This window comes from Nocardioides sp. Z22_16 (assembly GCF_058134365.1).
Genome location: NZ_JBYTTI010000003.1, coordinates 418,962 through 438,015 on the forward strand (window position 1 = coordinate 418,962; position 19,054 = coordinate 438,015).

Annotated in this window: 19 protein-coding genes; 7 read left to right on the forward strand and 12 right to left on the reverse strand. The window is 71.2% G+C overall.

Annotated features, from left to right (window positions below):
• Window positions 1-17 precede the first annotated feature (17 nt).
• On the forward strand, window positions 18-1,391 hold the full coding sequence (locus AC3X7R_RS10420) for a cytochrome P450 (protein ID WP_489965569.1): 1,374 nt from the start codon (window positions 18-20) through the stop codon (window positions 1,389-1,391).
• Window positions 1,392-1,447: 56 nt separating this feature from the next.
• Window positions 1,448-2,236, forward strand: coding sequence for an MBL fold metallo-hydrolase (locus AC3X7R_RS10425; RefSeq protein ID WP_489965570.1), 789 nt, complete (start codon window positions 1,448-1,450; stop codon window positions 2,234-2,236).
• 81 nt (window positions 2,237-2,317) lie between these two features.
• On the opposite strand, the gene AC3X7R_RS10430 is transcribed toward AC3X7R_RS10425, so the two are convergent.
• A complete protein-coding gene (locus AC3X7R_RS10430; RefSeq protein WP_489965571.1) occupies window positions 2,318-2,737 on the reverse strand; it encodes a VOC family protein in 420 nt (139 codons plus the stop codon).
• Between the two features lie 114 nt (window positions 2,738-2,851).
• On the opposite strand from AC3X7R_RS10430, the gene AC3X7R_RS10435 reads away from it, so the two are divergent.
• Both AC3X7R_RS10435 and AC3X7R_RS10440 read left to right on the forward strand, forming a co-directional pair.
• A complete protein-coding gene (locus AC3X7R_RS10435) occupies window positions 2,852-3,322 on the forward strand; it encodes a VOC family protein (RefSeq protein WP_489965572.1) in 471 nt (156 codons plus the stop codon).
• A gap of 296 nt (window positions 3,323-3,618) precedes the next feature.
• On the forward strand, window positions 3,619-4,554 hold the full coding sequence (locus tag AC3X7R_RS10440) for a hypothetical protein (RefSeq protein ID WP_489965573.1): 936 nt from the start codon (window positions 3,619-3,621) through the stop codon (window positions 4,552-4,554).
• Window positions 4,555-5,012: 458 nt separating this feature from the next.
• Here AC3X7R_RS10440 and AC3X7R_RS10445 read toward each other — a convergent pair whose 3' ends face one another.
• Complete coding sequence (locus tag AC3X7R_RS10445; RefSeq protein ID WP_489965574.1) at window positions 5,013-5,942, reverse strand: LAPAL motif-containing putative phage structural protein; 930 nt, start codon at window positions 5,940-5,942, stop codon at window positions 5,013-5,015.
• Window positions 5,943-6,131: 189 nt separating this feature from the next.
• The gene (locus tag AC3X7R_RS10450) at window positions 6,132-6,749 is read right to left on the reverse strand and encodes a TetR family transcriptional regulator (RefSeq protein ID WP_489965575.1); all 618 of its coding nucleotides are present in this window, start codon (window positions 6,747-6,749) and stop codon (window positions 6,132-6,134) included.
• 94 nt (window positions 6,750-6,843) lie between these two features.
• Here AC3X7R_RS10450 and AC3X7R_RS10455 point away from each other — a divergent pair, with 94 nt between their 5' ends.
• Entirely contained in the window at window positions 6,844-7,884 is a 1,041-nt protein-coding gene (locus AC3X7R_RS10455; RefSeq protein ID WP_489965576.1) for an NAD(P)-dependent alcohol dehydrogenase, read from the forward strand.
• Between the two features lie 390 nt (window positions 7,885-8,274).
• Here the strand turns inward: AC3X7R_RS10455 and AC3X7R_RS10460 are convergent, their stop codons facing one another.
• From AC3X7R_RS10460 to AC3X7R_RS10500, 9 genes are all read right to left on the reverse strand, one after another.
• The gene (locus AC3X7R_RS10460; RefSeq protein ID WP_489965577.1) at window positions 8,275-9,015 is read right to left on the reverse strand and encodes a hypothetical protein; all 741 of its coding nucleotides are present in this window, start codon (window positions 9,013-9,015) and stop codon (window positions 8,275-8,277) included.
• Window positions 9,015-9,584: a SigE family RNA polymerase sigma factor gene (locus AC3X7R_RS10465; protein ID WP_489965578.1), complete on the reverse strand. Its 570-nt coding sequence runs from the start codon at window positions 9,582-9,584 to the stop codon at window positions 9,015-9,017. Before AC3X7R_RS10465 ends, AC3X7R_RS10460 begins: the two co-directional genes overlap by 1 nt.
• Window positions 9,585-9,799: 215 nt before the next feature.
• Window positions 9,800-11,032 carry a CoA transferase gene (locus AC3X7R_RS10470; RefSeq protein WP_489965579.1) on the reverse strand — a complete coding sequence of 411 codons (1,233 nt, stop codon included), beginning with the start codon at window positions 11,030-11,032 and terminating at the stop codon, window positions 9,800-9,802.
• An 11-nt stretch (window positions 11,033-11,043) separates the two neighbouring features.
• Complete coding sequence (locus tag AC3X7R_RS10475; RefSeq protein WP_489965580.1) at window positions 11,044-11,718, reverse strand: class I SAM-dependent methyltransferase; 675 nt, start codon at window positions 11,716-11,718, stop codon at window positions 11,044-11,046.
• A 24-nt stretch (window positions 11,719-11,742) separates the two neighbouring features.
• Window positions 11,743-12,096: a VOC family protein gene (locus tag AC3X7R_RS10480; RefSeq protein WP_489965581.1), complete on the reverse strand. Its 354-nt coding sequence runs from the start codon at window positions 12,094-12,096 to the stop codon at window positions 11,743-11,745.
• Between the two features lie 62 nt (window positions 12,097-12,158).
• Window positions 12,159-12,740, reverse strand: coding sequence for a TetR/AcrR family transcriptional regulator (locus tag AC3X7R_RS10485; protein ID WP_489965582.1), 582 nt, complete (start codon window positions 12,738-12,740; stop codon window positions 12,159-12,161).
• Window positions 12,727-14,256 (reverse strand): MFS transporter, encoded by a 1,530-nt coding sequence (locus AC3X7R_RS10490; protein WP_489965583.1) that lies wholly within the window; start codon window positions 14,254-14,256, stop codon window positions 12,727-12,729. Before AC3X7R_RS10490 ends, AC3X7R_RS10485 begins: the two co-directional genes overlap by 14 nt.
• A gap of 89 nt (window positions 14,257-14,345) precedes the next feature.
• Complete coding sequence (locus AC3X7R_RS10495) at window positions 14,346-15,260, reverse strand: NAD-dependent epimerase/dehydratase family protein (RefSeq protein ID WP_489965584.1); 915 nt, start codon at window positions 15,258-15,260, stop codon at window positions 14,346-14,348.
• A gap of 102 nt (window positions 15,261-15,362) precedes the next feature.
• On the reverse strand, window positions 15,363-16,733 hold the full coding sequence (locus AC3X7R_RS10500) for a glycoside hydrolase family 6 protein (RefSeq protein WP_489965585.1): 1,371 nt from the start codon (window positions 16,731-16,733) through the stop codon (window positions 15,363-15,365).
• A 244-nt stretch (window positions 16,734-16,977) separates the two neighbouring features.
• Here AC3X7R_RS10500 and AC3X7R_RS10505 point away from each other — a divergent pair, with 244 nt between their 5' ends.
• Window positions 16,978-17,265 carry a hypothetical protein gene (locus AC3X7R_RS10505; protein WP_489965586.1) on the forward strand — a complete coding sequence of 96 codons (288 nt, stop codon included), beginning with the start codon at window positions 16,978-16,980 and terminating at the stop codon, window positions 17,263-17,265.
• A 175-nt stretch (window positions 17,266-17,440) separates the two neighbouring features.
• Window positions 17,441-18,967: a S8 family peptidase gene (locus tag AC3X7R_RS10510; protein ID WP_489965587.1), complete on the forward strand. Its 1,527-nt coding sequence runs from the start codon at window positions 17,441-17,443 to the stop codon at window positions 18,965-18,967.
• Window positions 18,968-19,054: the final 87 nt, after the last annotated feature.

The window sequence follows — 19,054 nt, forward strand, 5'->3', positions numbered from 1 at the left end:
GGGGGCAGGATGGCGAGGTGTCCACCACCCGCGACCCCTCCGCTCCGGCCGTCGGCCCCTCCGGGCCCACGCTCCGGCTGCCCCGCGTGCCGGCCCAGGGTCTGCACTGGGGTGTCTCCCACGGTCTGCCCCGGCTGGCGCTGCGCACCGCCGCCCGCCGCGGCGACCTGCAGGGCCTGCTGGTGCGCGCCACCTCGCAGCCCGACCCGCAGGTGGCGTGGGAGGTGATCGAGCAGGTGCGCGCCCGCGGTCCGCTGCCGGCGACCGCCTTCGGCCGGATCACCGCCCACCACGCGGTGGTCAAGGAGGTGCTCACCAGCGGAGCCTTCGGCGCCGGGCTCCCCGGGCCGCCCCAGCCGCTGCTGATCAAGCTGCTCGACCTGTCGGCCCCGCCGACGATCCACCCGGTCCGCCCGCCGTCGCTGCTGGCCACCGAGCCGCCCGACCACACCCGCTACCGGCGCCTGGTCACCCGCGTCTTCACCGCCCGTGCGGTCGAGAAGCTGCGCGAGCGCACCGAGGAGATCGCCGCCGACCTCCTCGACCGGCTGGCCGCGCGCGCCGCGGACGGGCCGGTCGACCTGGTCGAGGCCTACTGCGCGCCGCTGCCCGTCGCGGTGATCTGCGAGGTCCTCGGCGTCCCGGAGCACCAGCAGCAGCACGTGCTCCAGATGGGCTCTGCCGCCGCCGCCAGCCTCGACATGGGTCTGCCGTGGGCCGAGTACCGTCAGGTCGACGCGGCGCTGGCCGAGTTCGACGGCTGGCTCACCGACCACCTGGCCCGGCTGCGCTCCCGCCCCGGCGACGACCTGATGAGCCAGCTGGTCCGGGCCCAGGAGGACGGCGTCGGGCTGGACGAGAAGGAGCTCAAGGCGACCGCCGGACTGGTGCTCGCCGCCGGGTTCGAGACGACGGTCAACCTGCTCGGCAACGCGGTGGTGCTGCTCAGCCAGGACGCCGACGGCCGGCGCCAGGCCGAGCTGCTGCGCCAGGACCCCACGCGGTGGACCAACGCCGTGGAGGAGGCGCTGCGGGTCGACCCGCCGGTGCTGCTGACGGCCCGGACCTGCCGGGAGGAGACGGAGGTCGCGGGCACCCGCGTCGCCCCGGGCACCCTGGTCGCCACCCTCCTCGGCGGCGCCAACCGGGACCCGGCGGTCTTCACCGACCCCGCCCGTTTCGACGTGACCCGCGCCAACGCCCGGGACCACCTGGCCTTCTCCGCGGGCCGCCACCACTGCCTGGGGGCCTCGCTGGCGCGGATGGAGGGTGAGGTGGGCCTGCGGGCCCTCTTCGACCGGTTCCCCGACCTGCGGCCCGCGCCCGGCGCCGTACGCCGGACCACCCGGATCCTGCGCGGCTACGACCGGCTGCCGGTGCGGCTGGGCTGACCCGGGCGAGCCGGCGGCGCGGGTTGCCGGCGTTCGGGGGTGGGTACCGCCGACGGGTGGACTCCCTGACCTTCCTCGGCACCGCCACGACCCTGCTCAGGCTGGGCTCCTTCACGCTGCTGACGGACCCCAACTTCCTGCACCGCGGCCAGCGGGCCTACCTGGGGAAGGGGCTGTGGAGCAAGCGGCTCACCGAGCCGTCGATGCAGCCGGCCGACCTACCGCCGCTGGACGCGATCGTCCTCTCCCACCTGCACGGCGACCACTTCGACCGCATCGCCCGCCGCGAGCTGCCCCGCGAGCAGCCGGTGTTCACCACCACCAAGGCGGCCGCCACGCTCCGCCGCTGGGAGTTCGAGGCCCACGGACTGAAGACCTGGCAGCAGGAGGTGCTGGCCAAGACGGGGGAGACGGGCGAGGAGTCGCTGACCGTCGAGTCGCTGCCCGGCATCCACGCCCGCGGGCTGATGGGCGTCCTGCTGCCACCCGTGATGGGCAGCCTGCTGACCCATCGGGCCGCGGGTCAGGTGACGCGGCGGGTCTACCTGAGCGGCGACACGCTGACCGGCGACCACCTCGACGAGATCGCCCGGCGTCACCCGGAGATCGACGTCGCGGTCGTCCACCTGGGGGGCACCCGGGTGCTCTTCCACACCGTGACGATGGACGACGCGCAGGGGGTCGACTTCCTGGAGCGGGTGCAGCCGAAGAGGGCGATCCCGGTGCACCACGACGACTACCGGGTCTTCCGCTCGCCACTGGTCGACTTCGAGCGCCGGGCGCGGCAGTCGGGGTGGGGCGAGCGGGTGCAGACCGTGCAGCGCGGTCAGACGGTGCTGCTGTGAGCGCCGACCTGCTGGGCGCGGCGCGGCCCGGACAGGCACGTCGCCGCCGCAGGTCCGTTCATCACCTCGCACCTCGGAGGGCTAGGACTGACTGGACGGGCCCTGTGCAGCCAGCCACGCCGGGTCCGGGTCGACGACCTGGAGGATCTCGACGACGATCCCCTCCGGCCCGGTGACCTGCAGCCGCCGCTGGCCCCACGGCTCGGTGACGAGCGGCTTGATCATCGTGGCGCCGGCGGCGACCAGTCGCTCGTGCTCCGCGTCGACGTCCGGCACCACCAGGGCCAGCATGGCCCCGTGGACGCGGGGGGTGGGCTCGACCCATGTGTCGTGGTCCTGCTGCACGAAGTCGACGCTGAGCTCGGGGTGATCGGGGTGCTGCGTGCTGGCATACCAGCCCAGGTCCACCAGCACCCGGAAGCCGAGGTGCTCGGCGAACCAGGCGCCGGCGCCCGAAGGATCTTGGGCGGCGTAGACCGCGCCGATGCGAGTGGCGTGCATGGTGACTCCCTTCCCCAGGAGCCGGTCAGTCTGGCACGCGTCTCCACGTCCCTGCCACGGGTTTGGGCGCGGGCAGACCTTGACTGCGTCAGCGGCTCCCTTAGCGTGCCAGGCATGGATATCAAGCTCGAGAACGTCGGGATCGCCGTCCGCGACCTCGAAGCCACCATCGCCTTCTTCACCGACCTGGGGCTCACCGTCCTTGGACGCGCCGAGGTCAGCGGGGAGTGGACGGAGACGGCCGTCGGCCTCGACGGCAACCACGCCAAGATCGCCATGCTCCAGACGCCGGACGGCCACGGGCGGCTCGAGCTCTTCGAGTACCTCCATCCCGAGGCGATCGAGACCGAGCCCACCCAGCCCAACGAGATCGGCATGCACCGGGTGGCCTTCTCGGTCGACGACCTCGACGCCGCGCTCGAGATCGCCGCGAGGCACGGCTGCCGCCCGCTGCGCGGTGTGGCGACGTACGAGGACGTCTACAGGCTCACCTATGTCCGTGGGCCCAGCGGGATCATCGTGATGCTGGCTCAGGAGCTGAAGCCGGCCGCTGGGGGAGCGGGCGGCGATTCTCGGGGCGGGTAGGTCGACAGGGTGGCTGGACGGGTGCGTCCAGCGTCAGTGGCGTTGTGTTGAGTGTCTTTTCCCGAGGATCAGGCAGCGGCGGCGGGCAGCCTGCCAGCTGTTCAGGTGCTGCACTTCGCCCACTGTGACGCACCACCACTGCTTTCCTGAGACCTGTCCCGGGTTTAGCGCGGAAGTGGGAACTCGTTCGGGCGCGGATCCCACACCGGGACAACTTGCCAGGCCCCGAAGTGCGGCGGCCACTACGCTGCCCCCACCCGCGTGGCGGGCTCGAACGCGCGAGGGGAGAGCGAGCAGTGGCAGCGGTGGAGACGGCGGCGGAGTGGTTGCAGCTGGGACTGAACGCCGCTGCGGTGGTCGGCGGCGGCGTGGTCTGGAAGATGTACTTTGAGAACCTCAAGTCCGCGGTCAACTCCAAGCAGGCCGAGGTCGATTTGGCCAACAAGCAGGTGGACATCCTGAAGGACAGGATCACCGACTTGGAGAAGCGCAGCCCGGAGGTCGTTGAGCAGGTGCTGGCCGAACGCATCTCGATCCGCGAGAGCGAGATCGAGAAGTTAAGGGCGGACAAGGACCAAGGCTCGCAGGAGTTGGAGCGAGTCGAACAGGAGGTCGCCGTCCTCCGACGCAGCCTCGACCAGACGGAGGGCTTCCGCGAGATGTTGGCAATGGAATCCGAGCCGCCGCAGCCGGGCGACCCGGACTACCACGCGTACCTGCGATGGGTGGACGAGCATGGCGACGAGGGCGACGAGGGCGACGACGACGAGCAGGTGGTCGAGATCGCGGTGGAGCACCTTGGCAATGTGGGCGTTGACAGCGGCCAGCTCTTGATCACGGACCCGTGCTACATCGACAGCGAGTGGCAGGACGAGCCGTACCAGGGCAACCGCGTCTACCGAGACAGCGAGACGGGCTCGATCGTGAAGTGGGGCGAGCACTTCCAGCGTTTCAACGAGTCCCTGCAGGGCTACGGCGAGACCCCCAACGCTCTCATCGAGTCGGGCCGGTTGGTCCAACTGCCGCCGCCCCCCACGCCGGAGGCCTTCCCATACTCGTACAACGGAGCCTGTCAGGCGACATTGACCACCGGACACGGCGAACTCGTCTACAGCAAGGGTCACCCGGGGGCGGGAGTCGTGTTCAGCACAGCCTGGGGCGACGGGATCTATCCCATCTATGGCGAGAAGCACGACGGCAGGATCGTCCGCGTGTACGTCAACGTGGGCTGAACTGCTGAAGAAGGCTCAGCGCGTCGCATGGTCGTGGACACGTCTCTGACAAACCTCGTTGGTTCAGGAGAGCCAGTGCCCGCCTGCTGCTCCCGCCGCGGCCGTCCAAACTGTCTCGAGCATGTGCTGGAGATAGTGACGTTGATGTGGTGCCTCGGGGTAGTTCTTGCTGGTTGAACCTCTGTGCTTGCCTCTGTTCATCGGCTTCTCCTTCCTAGAGCGCCCTGGACGCTCTGATAGAAGACGAACCGCTGAGAGCAGTACAACGACTAGCACTCCCGCTACGAACTGAAGGGGTTGCACCCTCCAGCACTGGCGCACCTCAACCAACGAGGTCTACACCAAGTCTAGGGGTCCGCACCGACAGCCCGACCCCAGCCGCCCGTCCTTCCGCGGCGTATCCCCAACAGACGAGGGTGGACGAGGCAAGCAGCTGCCACTACTGAGTGTTGAAGGCATTAGCTGTCGTCGAACGGAAGTTCATCTGGCGGCGGCGTGATGCGGTGCTCGAGAACCCGCTCTATGGAGCGCTCCATCACGAAGCCGCTGCCGCCATCGCGGAACTGACGATCACGCATTTCGACGACGAGCACATCGGACGGCGCGAACCGCTCTTCACCCGACCCCATCTTGTCGACGAAGCCGAGGTCGTTGACGCTCACCCACACGCTGCCGGACCCGTCGTTGACACGCCACTTATTGCCGGGGTTCATCCCGAGTGTCTCGATACGGATGGTCACAACACGCGTGTTGTCGCTGATGAGGTTCGGATCCTCAGGCGGCGCGTTGAACGCTCGCAGGTCTTCGCGGCGGATGATCGCGTGTCGGTTCTGGGACCGCAGATCGATCTCATCGACGCCCTGCTGGCGCAGCGGTTCGAAGACGCGGCCAGAGATACGGCGGAAGTCCATGCTTTCGATGAGCTGTTGAGCTTGAACTGGTGCTTCGATCTCTGTGCCGTCGGCCCACTTCACGCGAATCTGATCCGGCGCGATCGGCTCCACGGATTGCTCGCCGCCAACTTGATCCCGTTTGACGACCCAGCGAAGGCCAGCAATAACGACTGCCGCCAACTCGGCGGTGTTCGCTGCTGCGCTCGCGCCGTCGCTCGACATGATCCCGATCAGGGTCTGGCGCTGCTCTGCCCAGGCAAGCCACATGTCGACGACCAGCGATCCGTCGCGCTGCGCGGTGATCTCAAGCGCGGGAGGCAACCCGAATGGCGACCCGACGCGATTGTGAGCGACGACGAAGAGATCGGCGAGCGCGAGCAATGACGGTGCCAACAGCCGCACGTCCATGCCGTTCGACACGAGCGCTGCACCTGCGTAACGAATGCTCAGCGGCTCATGCCGAGGCGCGTCGCCTTCGGCGGGTGCGTCAGACATGTCCGCAACATAGGGGCACGCGCTTCGGCGCGTCTGGCAATTCGTAAAGAACTGGCGTAACAGGGTGCGGTCGCCCGTCGCCTCGCGCGTCGACTCTCGGGGTCCTCATCGCTCGGTTCGTGCGCCCGCGTCTATCCGCCGCCTATGCCAGCACCAACCGGCTCGCCGACGTACCGGAACGGCCGGCAGCTAATGGCCCGGTGGTGCGAAGGCGCGCCGTACCGTCTCGCGGAGTAGATCGCGGCGCTTTTGGTGGACCGCGGCCGGCTCGTCCGCGGTCGCGGCGTAGACGTTGCTCACGGGCGACCACGCCATCGACATCGCGATCACCAGTGCCATCACGTCGAACGGGTCGGCCCGGCCAGCGACGTCGCTGATGGCGCCCGACCGCTGTGCCGACGCGATCGCCGTGAGTTTGGGCTCGTCGATGCGGTTGTCGCCCAGGAGGTGCCCCGTCGGTTGTCGTTCGAGCCGGGCCCAGGTCGCGAGCCGGATCAGGTCGGGGCGGTCGAGGTACTCGTCGTACAACCGCACCGCCCAATCGGCGAGGTCGTCGGCGGAGATCGGTACGACCTCCATGATGCGCTCCAGCGAGGCCGCGAAGACGGCGTCGAAGAGCCGGTCCTTGCTTCCGAAGTACGAGTAGAGCTGGCCCTTGTTCGTGGCAGCGGCGGCGGCGATCCGGTCGACCCGCGCCCCGGCGATCCCGTGCCGGGCGAACTCGTCGGCCGCCGCCTCGAGGATCCGTTGTCGGGTGGCCTCACCCTTGCTCGTCAGGGAGATGCCCGAGGATCGCGGCGTGTTCACGAGCCAAGAGTACCAACCGGTCTGTTTGGAAATTGGAACTCCGTCCGCCTAGAGTTGACCGGACAAACTAACCAGTTGGTTTTAGGAGCTCGAAATGCGAAGCACCACCGCCTACCAGGCAGCAACCCCCGGCGCGAGCCTCGAGCAGGTGACGATCGAGCGACGCGACCTGCGATCCGACGACGTGGCGGTGCGGGTGACGCACTGCGGGGTCTGCCACTCCGACTTGCACGCGCTCGGGGCCTCGGAGTCGAGCGCCTTCCCGGTCGTGCCCGGTCATGAGTTCGTCGGGGAGGTCGCCGCTGTCGGTGCCGCGGTGACGGCGTTCGCCGTCGGCGACCCGGTCGCCGTCGGCAACATCGTGGACTCCTGCGGCTCCTGCCCGATGTGCCGGGCCGGCCAGGAGAACTTCTGCCGGGAGTTCCCCACCCTCACCTACGGCGGACGCGACCGGCTCGACGGCTCGGTGACACAAGGCGCGTACGCCGCGGAGTACGTCGTGCGCGACCGGTTCGTCTACCACCGTCCGCCCGGCCTGGACCCCGCCGCCGTCGCACCGCTGATGTGTGCCGGCATCACGGTCTGGGAGCCGCTGCGCCGCTGGCAGGTCGGCCCGGGAACCCGGGTCGGCGTGGTCGGTCTGGGCGGGCTGGGCCACCTCGCGGTCAAGCTCGCGCACGCGCTCGGCGCCCAGGTCACCGTCTTCACCACCTCGCCGAGCAAGTCGGAGGACGCGCGCGAACTGGGCGCTCACCAAGTCGTCGTCTCAACCGACGAGTCCGCGATGGCCGCGGTCGCCGACTCCCAAGACCTGGTCATCGACACCGTCTCGGCCGCCCACGATCTGACGCCTTACGTTGCAGCCGTCGCCCTCGACGGCACTCTGTGCTCCCTCGGGCACCTCGGCACGGTGACCATCGAAACCACGGCGCTCCTGATCGGTCGCAAGAGCCTGTCGTCCGCCGGCAGCGGAGGCCGACCAGCCACCCAGGACCTCCTCGACTTCTGCGGCCGACACGGCATCACTGCCGACGTCGAAGTGCTGCCGTCGAGCGCGGTCGCGATCGCGCTGGACCGGCTCGCCCGCAACGACGTCCGCTATCGGTTGGTCCTGGACCTCACGGACCTCAGCTGAGACAGAGTCGTCGGTCCACGACTCCCCTATCGATGCCGGGGGCAGCCCTAGAGCCGCACGGATCTGTCGATGAGCGGACGGGCTAGGTCCATAGGGAGTTTCCCGGTGCGAATGACGCGAGCGCCGCTTCGCGCGTACCTCCATCTAGCCGGAACACACCTACGTCGGCTGCCACGACCTTAACCACTACAGCGGATGACGAATCCGAGCCTCGTCATTGGGTGGCGTCATCAGGGCGTAGAGGACAAGGTCGAAGCGCAGAACTACCGTGCGTTTGTCCCGGTCGCTGGGGTGGGGCCGCAGAGCGAGCGCGCCGCGCCCGAAGTCGCCTGAGAGCAAGACCGCTTCCGGAGCGTTCGGATCCCAGGTGACGGCCTGGTCGCACGGTCTTTACTGGCGCCAGGTCACAGGTTGTCCGTCGGGGAGGCCGTAGCTGGTCGAGAACTGGCCCCAGCGGAGTCCGACGACGTCGGCGCCGGTTCTGGTCTGGAAGACCACGCAATCTTTCACGGTCTCCCCGGCTTTGGGGGCACCCGAAAGGCCACGCGGCGGGCACGGGGCGAAGTCGGGCCCCATGGTCCACTTGCTGATCTTCTTCCCCCCACGCAGCACCGGCTCGACGTCGGGGTCGAGGTAGTAGCCGCCGATCCGACCCGATAGGTAGGTCATCGTGATGTCGACGTACCAGAACTCGCCGCGACCCGCACGCGACCGTTGTCTGGGGTCCATGCCGGGGGACAGGATGTCGTTGCGGTCGCCACGTCGCACTCCGGTCACGGTGAGCTCTACCTCGCCTCCTCGAGGGGAGACGTGCTGGACCGGGACGGTGGCGGTCTCGCCGATGTTCAGCTGCGTGCCGGGAGCCGTGATCGGGGGGGCGGTCCGGTCTGGCTGGGGTGTCGGTGTCGGGTCGGCCGGAGCGACCGGGTCCAGCCCGCGTGTGTCGCCCGTCTCCCAGGGGCGGAGGGTGAAGGCCGTGGCGGAGACGACCAGCACCAGGACGAGTGCGGCGCCGCGTACGAGTCCACGGCGACGGACACGCCGGCGACCAGCCAGGACGACCTCCCGGGGGTCGACAACGTGCCAGTCCTGGCGGCTGGCGTCGTCCAGCAGATTGCGGAGATCGACCATCACTCACTCACTTCCAGTTCCACCTCGTGGTGCCAACCTGCCTCGACCAGAGTGCGGCGCAAGGTGTCGAGCCCCCGTGCGGTCTGGCTCTTGACGGTGCCGTGCGAGCAGCCCATGACCTGGGCGGTCTGTTCGACGCTGAGGTCCTCGAAGTAGCGCAGGACCACCACGGCTCGTTGTCGTGGGGCGAGCGAGCCGAGCGCCGCCATGATCATCGTTCGTTCGGCGTGCGCGCCCGCGACGTCGGGCACCGGGTGCGGGACGGGTTCCTGGGACTCGTAGCGCTCACGCGTGCCCCGTTTGCGCGCGGCGTCGATGGCGACGTTGACCACGGTGCGACGCGCGTACGCGAGCAGGCTCTCCAGGTGGTCCAGCCGGGGCAGGGCCACGTAGAGCCGCACCAGCGCCTCCTGGGTGACGTCATCGGCCGACGACCAGTCGCCCGTGATCAGGAAGGCCGCTCGTCGCAGGCGCCCCTGGTGGGCGGCGACGAACTCCACGAAACTGCGCTCGTCTCTGCGCGTCATCAAGAATCCTTCCCGAGGGTCGAGCATCGCTCCCTCAACCATGGTGACGTGCGCCGCGGGAAGGTGGTTGCATCAGCGGCCGCGATCGTCGCGGGACGGAAGGGGAGCCCTGCCGGTCCTATCGGCTCGCCCTCTCCAGCCAGCGGTGCTGCGCCTAAGCGATGTGGCGCTCGGTCTCGGGGCAAGGCCGGCTACGCGGTTCAAGCGGCGCGACGCAGAGCCCACAGCAGGGCCCTTGAACGGCGGCGGGACCGGGGTCACCAGACGGCTCGGTCGAGCCCCCAGGGTCGTGACGGCGCCGGGTAGTCGTCGAAACCGGGAACCGCGGGGCGGGCCGTGGTCACCCCGTCGTGGGTCACCACCGGGCTCGGGGTCGCCGGCGCCGGGTGCTCCGGGGTGCGGCCGGGCGCGTCCAGCAGCCACGACGCGGTCCGCGCGAGAGACGAGGACAGGTCCCTTCCGTGGCCGTCGGCGGCACGGTCGACGAGTGCCAGGATGGTGGCCGCCGCGAGGAAGTAGCCGGTCGCGTGATCGAGCGCCTGGGCAGGCAGCGCTCCCGGTTGCTCCCCGTCGTCGCTCTCCAGCATCGCGATCCCGGAGGCTGCCTGGACGATGGAGTCGAAGCCGCGCCGCCCGGCCCACGGGCCCCGGTCGCCCCAGGCGTTGAGCCGGGCATGCACCAGCCCCGGCGGGGGCGCCAGCCCGAACGCCTCGACCGCGCCGAGCCGGTAGCCGGTCACCAGGACGTCGGCCTGGTCGAGCAGCTCCTGGGCGCGGGGGCGATCAACCCGGAGGTCGAGCACCGCCGACCGCTTGCCCTGGCCGGTGTCGAGGTGCTGCGCGGCGATCTCCGGCAGCTGCGGGGGGTCGATCCGCAGCACGTCCGCACCCAGCAGGGCGAGGGTCCGGGTGCAGACCGGACCGGCGATCACCCTGGTCAGGTCAAGGACCTTGACCCCGGAGAGCGGCCGAGGGCCGCCGGCCAGGGTGGCGCTCCGGACGTCGTCACGGCCGTGGCTCACCACGAGGGGGCCCTCGGCAGCTCGTCGGCCGGGCTCGCTCGCCCGCCACTCCCGCTCCGTGCGGACCCGGACGAGGAGCGCGCCGGCGGCTGCCGCGGCGTCCTCCAGCTCCTGACCCCGGCGCTCCGCCAGTGCCGCCGCCACCTCGTCACGGCCGGCATCCGGTCCCTGCCCGAGCAGGACGCGCAGCCGCTCCGCGTGGTGCGGGTAGTTGCCGTGCGTGCGCACCCACCCGTCCGCGGAGGCGAAGAACCCCGACAGCGGCGCGAAGCCCTCGACCCTGCGCCCGTGGACCCGCAGCAGCCGGTCGCTGCCGAAGGATCCGGCGACCCGCTCCGGGTCCAGCGGGGCGTCGACCACGGCTCCGGTCGCTCCGGCAGCGATCGCCGCCCGACGCACCGCCTCGACGGACGCGGTGGCCAGGTCGAGAGCCGGGAGTGTGCCGGCGAGCCAGGAGCGACCATCCATGCCGGGTGACCCTAGCGCCCGACCCGGGTGACCGCCGGGCCTGATCCGCCCTCCCGAGTGCCCGTGAACCCGCCGAGGAGGTGGCACGTGGTGAAGCGATTCGCCCCGTCCGGCTGAGCCACGATCCGCCAGCCCTCCCGGATGCCGACGTTGCTCAGCGCGGAGGCCATCGCGTCGGGGTGCCAGCGCCAGGCCCGGGCGACCGCGTGGTCGAACTCGATCACCGGCTGGGCCGGATCGTCGCTGCACTGGAACGCCACCATGACCTGGGCTCCGGGCCGGAGGCGGCCCGCCCAGGTGGCGAGGATGCTGGGGACCAGCGCCGGGTCGACGTGGATCAGGCTGAACCGAGCGACGATGCCTGCCCAGCCCGGCCGGCCGTCGGGGAGGTCGCCCAGGGTGGCATCGCTCAGGGCCCAGCGCAGCTGAGGGTAGTGACGCTGCGCCCGCCTCAGCATCCCCACGGACGGGTCGATCCCCACGACGTCCAGTCCACGCTCGGACAGGTCGTGGGTGACGTGCCCGGTCCCGCAGCCGACGTCCACCACCGTCCCGGGCGGCCCGCTCGCCAGCACGGCCTCGGCGAAGAGGGCAGTCGCCTGTCGCTCGAGCGCCGAGACGTAGCCCGCCGGGAACGCCTCGTCGTATTCGGCAGCCAGCGCGTCGTAGCCGGGTTGGACTGTCATCGGCTCATCATCGCAACCGGGCGGCTACTCCTGCCGCTCGCCGAGCACGCAGAACTCGTTGCCCTCCGGGTCGGCCAGCACCACCCACCGCACGTCCCCCTGGCCGATGTCGACGCGACGCGCGCCGAGGGCGAGCAGGCGCGCCACCTCGGCCTGCTGGTCGTCCGGCCTGAAGTCCAGGTGGAGCCGGCTCTTGGCCCGCCTGGGCCCGCTGGCGGGCACGAAGTCGATCCCCGGCATCCGGTCCGGGGCGGGACGGATCTCGAACTCGTCGGCCGTGTCGTGGACGACCACCCAGCCGAGGGCCTCGGCCCACCACTGCCCCAGCGACCGGGGGTCGGCGGCCTCGACGATCACTTGCTCCCATTCCAGGCTCATCGCGCGATGCTAGGGCCGAGGGCCGCTCGCTCGCCAGACGACCGGTCGAGCAGAGCGCACGGTCAGCCCGGCTCCACCTCGGTGAGCGCCAGCAGCTCCTCGCGGGCCTGCGTCAGTTGCTCGCCGGTGAGGTACGCCGTCCCGATGGCCGCGGCGAGCCCCTCGGCGGCGTGCCGCACCACCAGCGCCCGCCCGGCGGGGAGCCCGTCGGCGTCGAACGCCTCGTCCCAGGCGCGGGCATCGGCCTCCTCGAAGGCGGCGGTGAGCTCGGCGGAGCCCATCGCGCCCAGCGCGGCGAGCAGGCCGCTGGGGCTGAAGACGACCTGGGCGATCTCCTCGCTGCCGCCGGTCAGGGCCCGGACGTAGCCGCGGGTGAACTTGCCGGGCCGGTTCTCGGCGAGGTCGACGTGGGCGCGCACCTCGTCCCACATCCGCGCGATGGTGTGCTCCACGAGGCTGGCGATCAGTTCGTCGCGGGTGCGGAAGTGGTGCATCAGGCCGCTCTTGGTCACCCCCGCCTGCTCCGCGATCTCGGCGAGGCTGACCTTCGCGCCCTTCTGCACGATCGCCCGCTCCGCCGACGTGAGGATCGCCCGCCTGGTGCGCTCCCGGTCGCGCAGCAGCTCCCGCTCAGGCGGCGTCATGGGCCACCACCACCTCCTCCGACCTGGAGACCGAGGGGATCACCCGCCAGGCGATCGCCGCCGCCACCAGCAGGACGGCGGCGGCCACCCACGAGGTGGTCTGCATCGCCGCGGCGAAGGCGTCCTGGGCGGCGACGACCACCGACTGGTCCTCGACCCTGGTGACCGCGGCCGCCAGCGAGTCCCGCACCGACGCGGCCGTGGCGGGGTCCAGGGACGCCGGCAGGTCGAGCCTGGCCCGGTAGGTCGCCATCTGCAGGGAGCCGAGCAGCGCGATGCCGAGTGCCGCGCCCAGCTCGTAGGCGGTCTCGGAGATCGCCGAGGCGGCACCGGCCCGCTCCTTCGGGACCGCGCTGACCACCGCGTCGACCGACAGCGTCATCGCCACCCCGATGCCGAGGCCGACCACCGCCAGCGCCGCGCCCAGCCCCCAGTAGGAGTCCCAGGTCGCGGTCGCGCCCACCCCGGCCAGGCCGGCGGCGGCGACGCCCAGGCCGAGCCCGATCGACCGGCCCGCGCCGAGGCGGCCCATCAGCACCCCGATCAGGAGCACCACCAGCATCGACGCGATCGTCGCCGGCAGCTCGGCGAGGCCCGCCTTGAAGGGGCCGAAGCCGCGGACCAGTTGGAGGTACTGGGAGAAGAAGAAGAGCAGGCCGAGGAAGGCGAAGATCGAGAGCAGGTTGGCGGCGACCGCGCCGCTGAAGGCGGGGACGCGGAAGAGCGAGATGTCCACGAGCGGCACCGTGAGCCGCGACTGACGGCGTACGAAGGTCCACGCCGACGCCACGCCCACGGCCAGGGCGCCGACCACCAGCAGGTCGAAGCTCTCCGCGATCCAGTGCTTGACCGCGAAGACGACCGGCACGATCGCCAGGATCGAGAGCGCGGAGGAGACCAGGTCGATCGGCTGGGTGGAGCTGCCCCGCGACTCCGGCAGCAGGAACCAGCCGGCGACCAGGGCGAGGATCATGATCGGCACGTTGATCAGGAAGACCGAGCCCCACCAGAAGTGCTCGAGCAGCACCCCGCCCACCAGCGGCCCGAGCGCCGCGCCGGCGGTGGCGCCCACCGACCAGATGGCGATCGCCCGGGTGCGCTGCGTCGCGTCGGCGAACATCGCGCGCACGATCGAGAGCGTGGAGGGCATCAGCGTGGCGCCGGCGACGCCGAGCAGGGCGCGTGCCGCGATCAGGGTCCCGGGGTCGGGGGCGAACGCGGCCAGCACCGAGGCGGCGCCGAACGCCGTGCTGCCGATCAGCAGCAGCTTCTTGCGTCCGATCCGGTCGGCGACGTTGCCCATGGTGACCAGCAGCCCGGCCAGCACGAAGGAGTAGATGTCGCCGATCCACAGCAGCTGGCTCGAGGTCGGGTCGAGGTCCTGGGTCAGCGACGGCACCGCGAGGTAGAGCACCGTGCCGTCGATCGCCAGCAGCATCACCACCAGCACGAGCACGCCGAGGGCGGCCCACTCGCGGGGGCCGGCCATCCGGGGGGTCACGTCGTCATGAGGCACGCAGAGGATTTAACAGTCCAGATGGACTGTTGAACAAACCAATAAGACGTCGTCCTCGTCACAGACGCGCACCTCCCGGGACCTTCGGGTCAGCGCAGGCCGTCCCGCAGCTCGGCCAGCGCCGCGTCCAGGTCCACGCGCGGCTGCCAGCCCCACCGCCGGGCCCGGTCGGCCAGGATCCGCCCGGTCCACGCCGGGCCCTCCTCCCACACCGGCTCGACACCGAGTGCCTCGGTGACCGTGCCGAGGTAGTCCTGCCAGGTCGCTGGACCGGAGGCCACGTTGACCGGCGTGCAGGCGCCGGCGACCGGACCGTGCTCCGGGTCCTCGGCGTCGGCGACCACGCCGGTGGCCACGTCGGCCGCCAGCGCCGCCAGGTCGTCGACGTGCACCCAGGCGAACGACCGCTCCGGGATCGCGTGCCGCTCCGTCTCGTCCTTGCCGATGTCGGCGGGCCGCAGGGCGTTCCAGACCGAGGAGCCGCCCGCCCCGAGGATCGCCGGCGGACGCAGCAGCACCCTCGTCGTCCCCGCCAGGTCGGCGAGCGCGAGGTCGAGGTCGCGCTTGATCACCGCGTAGTCGCCGGCGTCGTCGGTGGCCAGGTCCGAGGCCTCGTGCACGTCGCCCACCCCGGGGCGCCGGTCGTAGACGGCGGCCGTCGACACGTGCACCAGCCGGCTCACCCCGGCGTCGGTGGCAGCCCGCGCCAGCACCAGGGTGCCGTCGTACCCGACCGAGCGCTGGGCGTCGGCGTCCCCGTCGAGCGGGTGCACGGTGGTGACCACCGAGTCCGCGCCCGCGACCACCTCGGCGGCGAAGGCGGGATCGGTGAAGTCGCCGACCCGCTCCTCGACCCCTGGCAGCTGAGGTGCCGTGCCCGGGCGGCGGACCACGGCCCGCACCGTCGCGCCGCGCTCGCTCAACGCCGCACAGACGTGGCTGCCGACCAGACCGTTGGCTCCGGTGACCACGACGACGGGCAATGGCAGGCTGGGAGACGTCATGGACCCACCCTGGCAGGTGCGCCCAACGAGCTCGCGGCGTCGAGCGCGCCGACAGGGCGCCGCGTCGTCCTGCCGGCGCCGCGTTGTCCTACCGGTCTCGCGTCACCAAGGCGTGGTGCGGGCCATCGCCAGCGCGCGGTCGAGGTCGAACGGGTCGTTCTGCATGTGCAGCCACGGGCGGCCGAACCACAGGTAGGCGTCCACGTGCTCCGCGGCCGCGGCCGCCAGCTCGGGGCTCAGGGCCCACCGCGGGTCGGCCACCTCGACGGTGGGCGGGATGCCCAGGGTGACGCAGACCCGCTCCTGCGGGGTGCGGCAGACGTTGGCGTTGTCGGGGTGGGAGCCGCGCCCCAGGTTGAACTCGAACCCGCGGCCGTTGGAGGAGGTGTTGACCACGAAGTGCCGGTCCGGGATCCCGCGTCGGGCGAGCTCGGCGACCACCTTGGTCCCGAACGCGATGTCGTCGGGCAAGGCGACGTAGTGGGTGGAGTTGAGCGCGAACCCGCGCACCCGGTCGACCCCGGCGCGGACCAGGATCTCGGCGGCCTCCGCGGGGTTGTCCTTCGGCCAGTCGGCGGCGCCTGCGTCGATGTAGACGCTGGTGTGGGGCAGGGCGGCGAACTTCGTCGCGGCGTACTTGATCAGCTCCGACGGCAGCCGGGAGCCGCCCGGGGCGCAGAGGGCGAACGGTCCGTCGGGCTGGAGCACGATCGCGGCGTGGGCCGAGCCCACGCCCGCGGCGAACTCGTCGATCCAGAACCGGTAGCTGGCCTGCTCCGCGGGGGTGGGCAGCCGCCGGCACGCCTCGTGCTCCCACGGCACCATCCGGAAGACCGACATCTGCACCAGCACGTCGGGGTCGCCGCCGGTGCTGTTGGCGACGTAGGCCGCCACGTTGGCGCGGATCTCGCGGTCGGGGATCCAGGCGCCGAACCACTTCGCCTTGGGCCGCAGCGCGATCTTGGCGAGCAGCTCCCGGTTGACCCCGCTGGAGCTCTCGTACGGCGCCCACGCCTGGTCACCCGGCCCCTGGTAGACGCCCATCGGGTGCCCGGCGAGCGGGTTGTCGGCGGCCGAGGCCCTCGCCTGCTTCTTCGCCTGCCGCTCCGCCTTGCGCTCCGCCTTCTTGCGCGCCTGCTTCTTCGCCTTCTTCTCGGCCTGCCGCTCGGCCTGCTCCTTCGCCTTGCGAGCGGCCTTCTTCTCCGCCCGGCGTTCTTGGCGCTCGGCCTTCCGCTCCGCGGCGTCGTCGGAGTCGGCTCCTCCGGGGCCCGGCAGCTGGTCGGGGTTGGTGGCCGTCGTCTCGGAGGTGGGGGACCAGGAGGCGGGGAGGTTGGTCGCCACCGCGACCAGTCCCACCAGCAGGACCACCACCACGGCCAGCGCGACCCCGCCGCGGATGAGCGCCTCGCGGCTGCGGCCGGGCGTGGGGCCGGGCGGCGTGGGGCGGGACGGTGGGGACGGTGTGGACGGCACGGGGACTCTCCGAGGACGGTGACGGGACGCCGTGCAAGGTTCGCACGCTCCGGCGGTCCGCGCACCCGGAGCGCCCCACACCGTGGCCCGATCCCGCGGGAGGCCGCCGCGGCCGGTCGACGAGATACCGCATTTCGGGCGTTTGGCGGAGGACGTCAGGGGGCACTGTGCGGTGCGCCCCACTCGGGGGCCTCGCACTTGAGACCACAGGTGTCTGACGATCATTCGAATCCCAGGAGCATCTGTGTCCAATCACACCGCCACCGCCGACGTCAACCAGCACCAGCGCACCGGCGCGCGCGACAGCCGTCGCATCAGCACCGAGACCAAGGCGTCCGTCAAGACCACCGAGCTCATCGCCTACGTGGTGGCCGTCGTCGGCGTCCTGATCGCCTCGGCGCTCGTCGACGCGAGCGACTTCGGGCCCCAGGAGGCGTGGTTCTACGTCACCCTCCTCACCATCGGCTACATGGTCAGCCGCGGCTTGGCGAAGTCCGGCAGCCGCGACTTCTACGACGACGACCACCGCTGAGCAAGACCGCACAGCACGCCGCCTGAGCGCCGCCCTCCGTACTGGGGGGCGGCGTTCTCGTCTGGGGCGGCTAGCCGTCAAAAGGTGAAGATCCCCCTGGTCGCCGTCCGGAATCCGGGAGAAGATGTGGCGGGCGTCCGAGCTGGGCGCCAACTCTTTCTCGGAAGGATCATCCATGACCTCCAGGTCCATGAGGCGGCGAGCTGCGCTCGCCGCCACCACCACGGGCATCGTCGCCGCTGCCGCGCTCGTCTCGGTCACCAGCGCCGGCGCCGCACCCACCACCGGGCAGGCCTCCACGCCCGTCCCCATCGCCACGCCCGACGGCGCGGTCTCCAGCTACCTCCTCAACGCCCGGAACGCCAACCCCGGCCACACCAAGCAGCTCGAGCGCGCGGTCGAGAAGGCCGGCGGCGTCGTCATCCAGAGCTGGCCGCAGATCGGTGTCATCGTCGCGCACGCCGACGTCTCGACCTTCCGGGCCGACGTGGCCAGGGCCGCGGGCAACAAGCTGGAGTCCGTCGGAGCCACCCGCACCGTCCCGGTCTCCGAGGGCACCCCCGAGGGCCTCGGCGTCTCGTGGGGCCCCGGCGCCTCGGGCTACAAGCGTGAGGCCAAGAAGCCCGCCAACGGCGACATCGGCTCCGAGCCCACCGTCGTCACCTCCGCCGACCCTCGTGAGAACGAGCAGTGGGCGCTGCGGATGATCAAGGCCGACCAGGCCCACAAGATCACCGAGGGCAACCGCAACGTGCTGGTCGGCGTCCTCGACAGCGGCATCGACCCCGACCACCCCGACCTGGTCCCCAACCTCGACGTCTCCGAGTCGGTCAACTGCACCGACGCCGGCCGGCCCGACCAGTCGCCCGAGGGCTGGGCGCCGACCACCAGCGACCACGGCACCCACGTCGCCGGCACCATCGCCGCCGCCCGCAACGGGGTCGGCGTCGTCGGCGTCGCGCCCGGCGTCCGGATGGCCTCGGTCAAGGTGGTCAACGACGCCGGCTACATCTACCCGGAGTACGCCGTCTGCGGCTTCGTGTGGGCCGGTCAGCGCAAGATGGACGTGACCAACAACAGCTACTACGTCGACCCGTTCCAGTTCTGGTGCGGCGACCAGCCCGACCAGTACGCCGCGATGGAGGCGGTCCGCCGCGCCGTCGCCTGGTCGACCGACCGGGGCGTCGTGCACGCCGCGGCCGCTGGCAACTCCTCCTACGACCTGGCGAACAAGACCGTCGACACCAGCGCACCCAACGACAGCACCCCGATCACCCGCACGCTCAACGACACCTGCAAGAAGGTGCCGGGCGAGTTCGACGGCGTCGTCACGGTCTCCTCGGTCCAGCAGTTCCCCGCCGGCACGACGGACAGCCGCCTCTCCGGCTTCTCCAACCGCGGGCTCGGCGTCATCGACGTCGCCGCCCCCGGCTCGGCCATCCTGTCGACGATCGTCCGCGACAACGGCTGGGGCTCCAAGAGCGGGACGTCGATGGCCTCCCCGCACGTCGCCGGCGTGCTGGCGCTGATGAAGTCGGCCCACCCGGAGCTGACGCCCGCGCAGATGATCGAGCGGCTGCGCGCGCAGGCCGACGACAAGCCGTGCGGCACCACCACCGCCGGCGCCCCGTGCGTCGGCACCGACGCCGACAACAGCTACTTCGGTGAGGGCATGGTCGACGCCCTCGACGCCGTGAGCTGACCTCGGGTCACCGCATCACACCACATCACCCGGCCGGCGCCGGTCCCGCACGGGATCGGCGCCGGCCGCGTCGTCTCTGCCTGCGTC

What these genes read in the sequence shown, in the direction of transcription:
- AC3X7R_RS10465 (WP_489965578.1), bottom strand. Translation starts at nt 9,584, where the DNA reads ATGGTTGAGGGAGCGATGCTCGACCCTCGGGAAGGATTCTTGATGACG.
- AC3X7R_RS10455 (WP_489965576.1), top strand. Translation starts at nt 6,844, where the DNA reads ATGCGAAGCACCACCGCCTACCAGGCAGCAACCCCCGGCGCGAGCCTC.
- AC3X7R_RS10445 (WP_489965574.1), bottom strand. Translation starts at nt 5,942, where the DNA reads ATGTCTGACGCACCCGCCGAAGGCGACGCGCCTCGGCATGAGCCGCTG.
- AC3X7R_RS10460 (WP_489965577.1), bottom strand. Translation starts at nt 9,015, where the DNA reads ATGGTCGATCTCCGCAATCTGCTGGACGACGCCAGCCGCCAGGACTGG.
- AC3X7R_RS10510 (WP_489965587.1), top strand. Translation starts at nt 17,441, where the DNA reads ATGACCTCCAGGTCCATGAGGCGGCGAGCTGCGCTCGCCGCCACCACC.
- AC3X7R_RS10435 (WP_489965572.1), top strand. Translation starts at nt 2,852, where the DNA reads ATGGATATCAAGCTCGAGAACGTCGGGATCGCCGTCCGCGACCTCGAA.
- AC3X7R_RS10430 (WP_489965571.1), bottom strand. Translation starts at nt 2,737, where the DNA reads ATGCACGCCACTCGCATCGGCGCGGTCTACGCCGCCCAAGATCCTTCG.
- AC3X7R_RS10480 (WP_489965581.1), bottom strand. Translation starts at nt 12,096, where the DNA reads ATGAGCCTGGAATGGGAGCAAGTGATCGTCGAGGCCGCCGACCCCCGG.
- AC3X7R_RS10475 (WP_489965580.1), bottom strand. Translation starts at nt 11,718, where the DNA reads ATGACAGTCCAACCCGGCTACGACGCGCTGGCTGCCGAATACGACGAG.
- AC3X7R_RS10470 (WP_489965579.1), bottom strand. Translation starts at nt 11,032, where the DNA reads ATGGATGGTCGCTCCTGGCTCGCCGGCACACTCCCGGCTCTCGACCTG.
- AC3X7R_RS10485 (WP_489965582.1), bottom strand. Translation starts at nt 12,740, where the DNA reads ATGACGCCGCCTGAGCGGGAGCTGCTGCGCGACCGGGAGCGCACCAGG.
- AC3X7R_RS10495 (WP_489965584.1), bottom strand. Translation starts at nt 15,260, where the DNA reads ATGACGTCTCCCAGCCTGCCATTGCCCGTCGTCGTGGTCACCGGAGCC.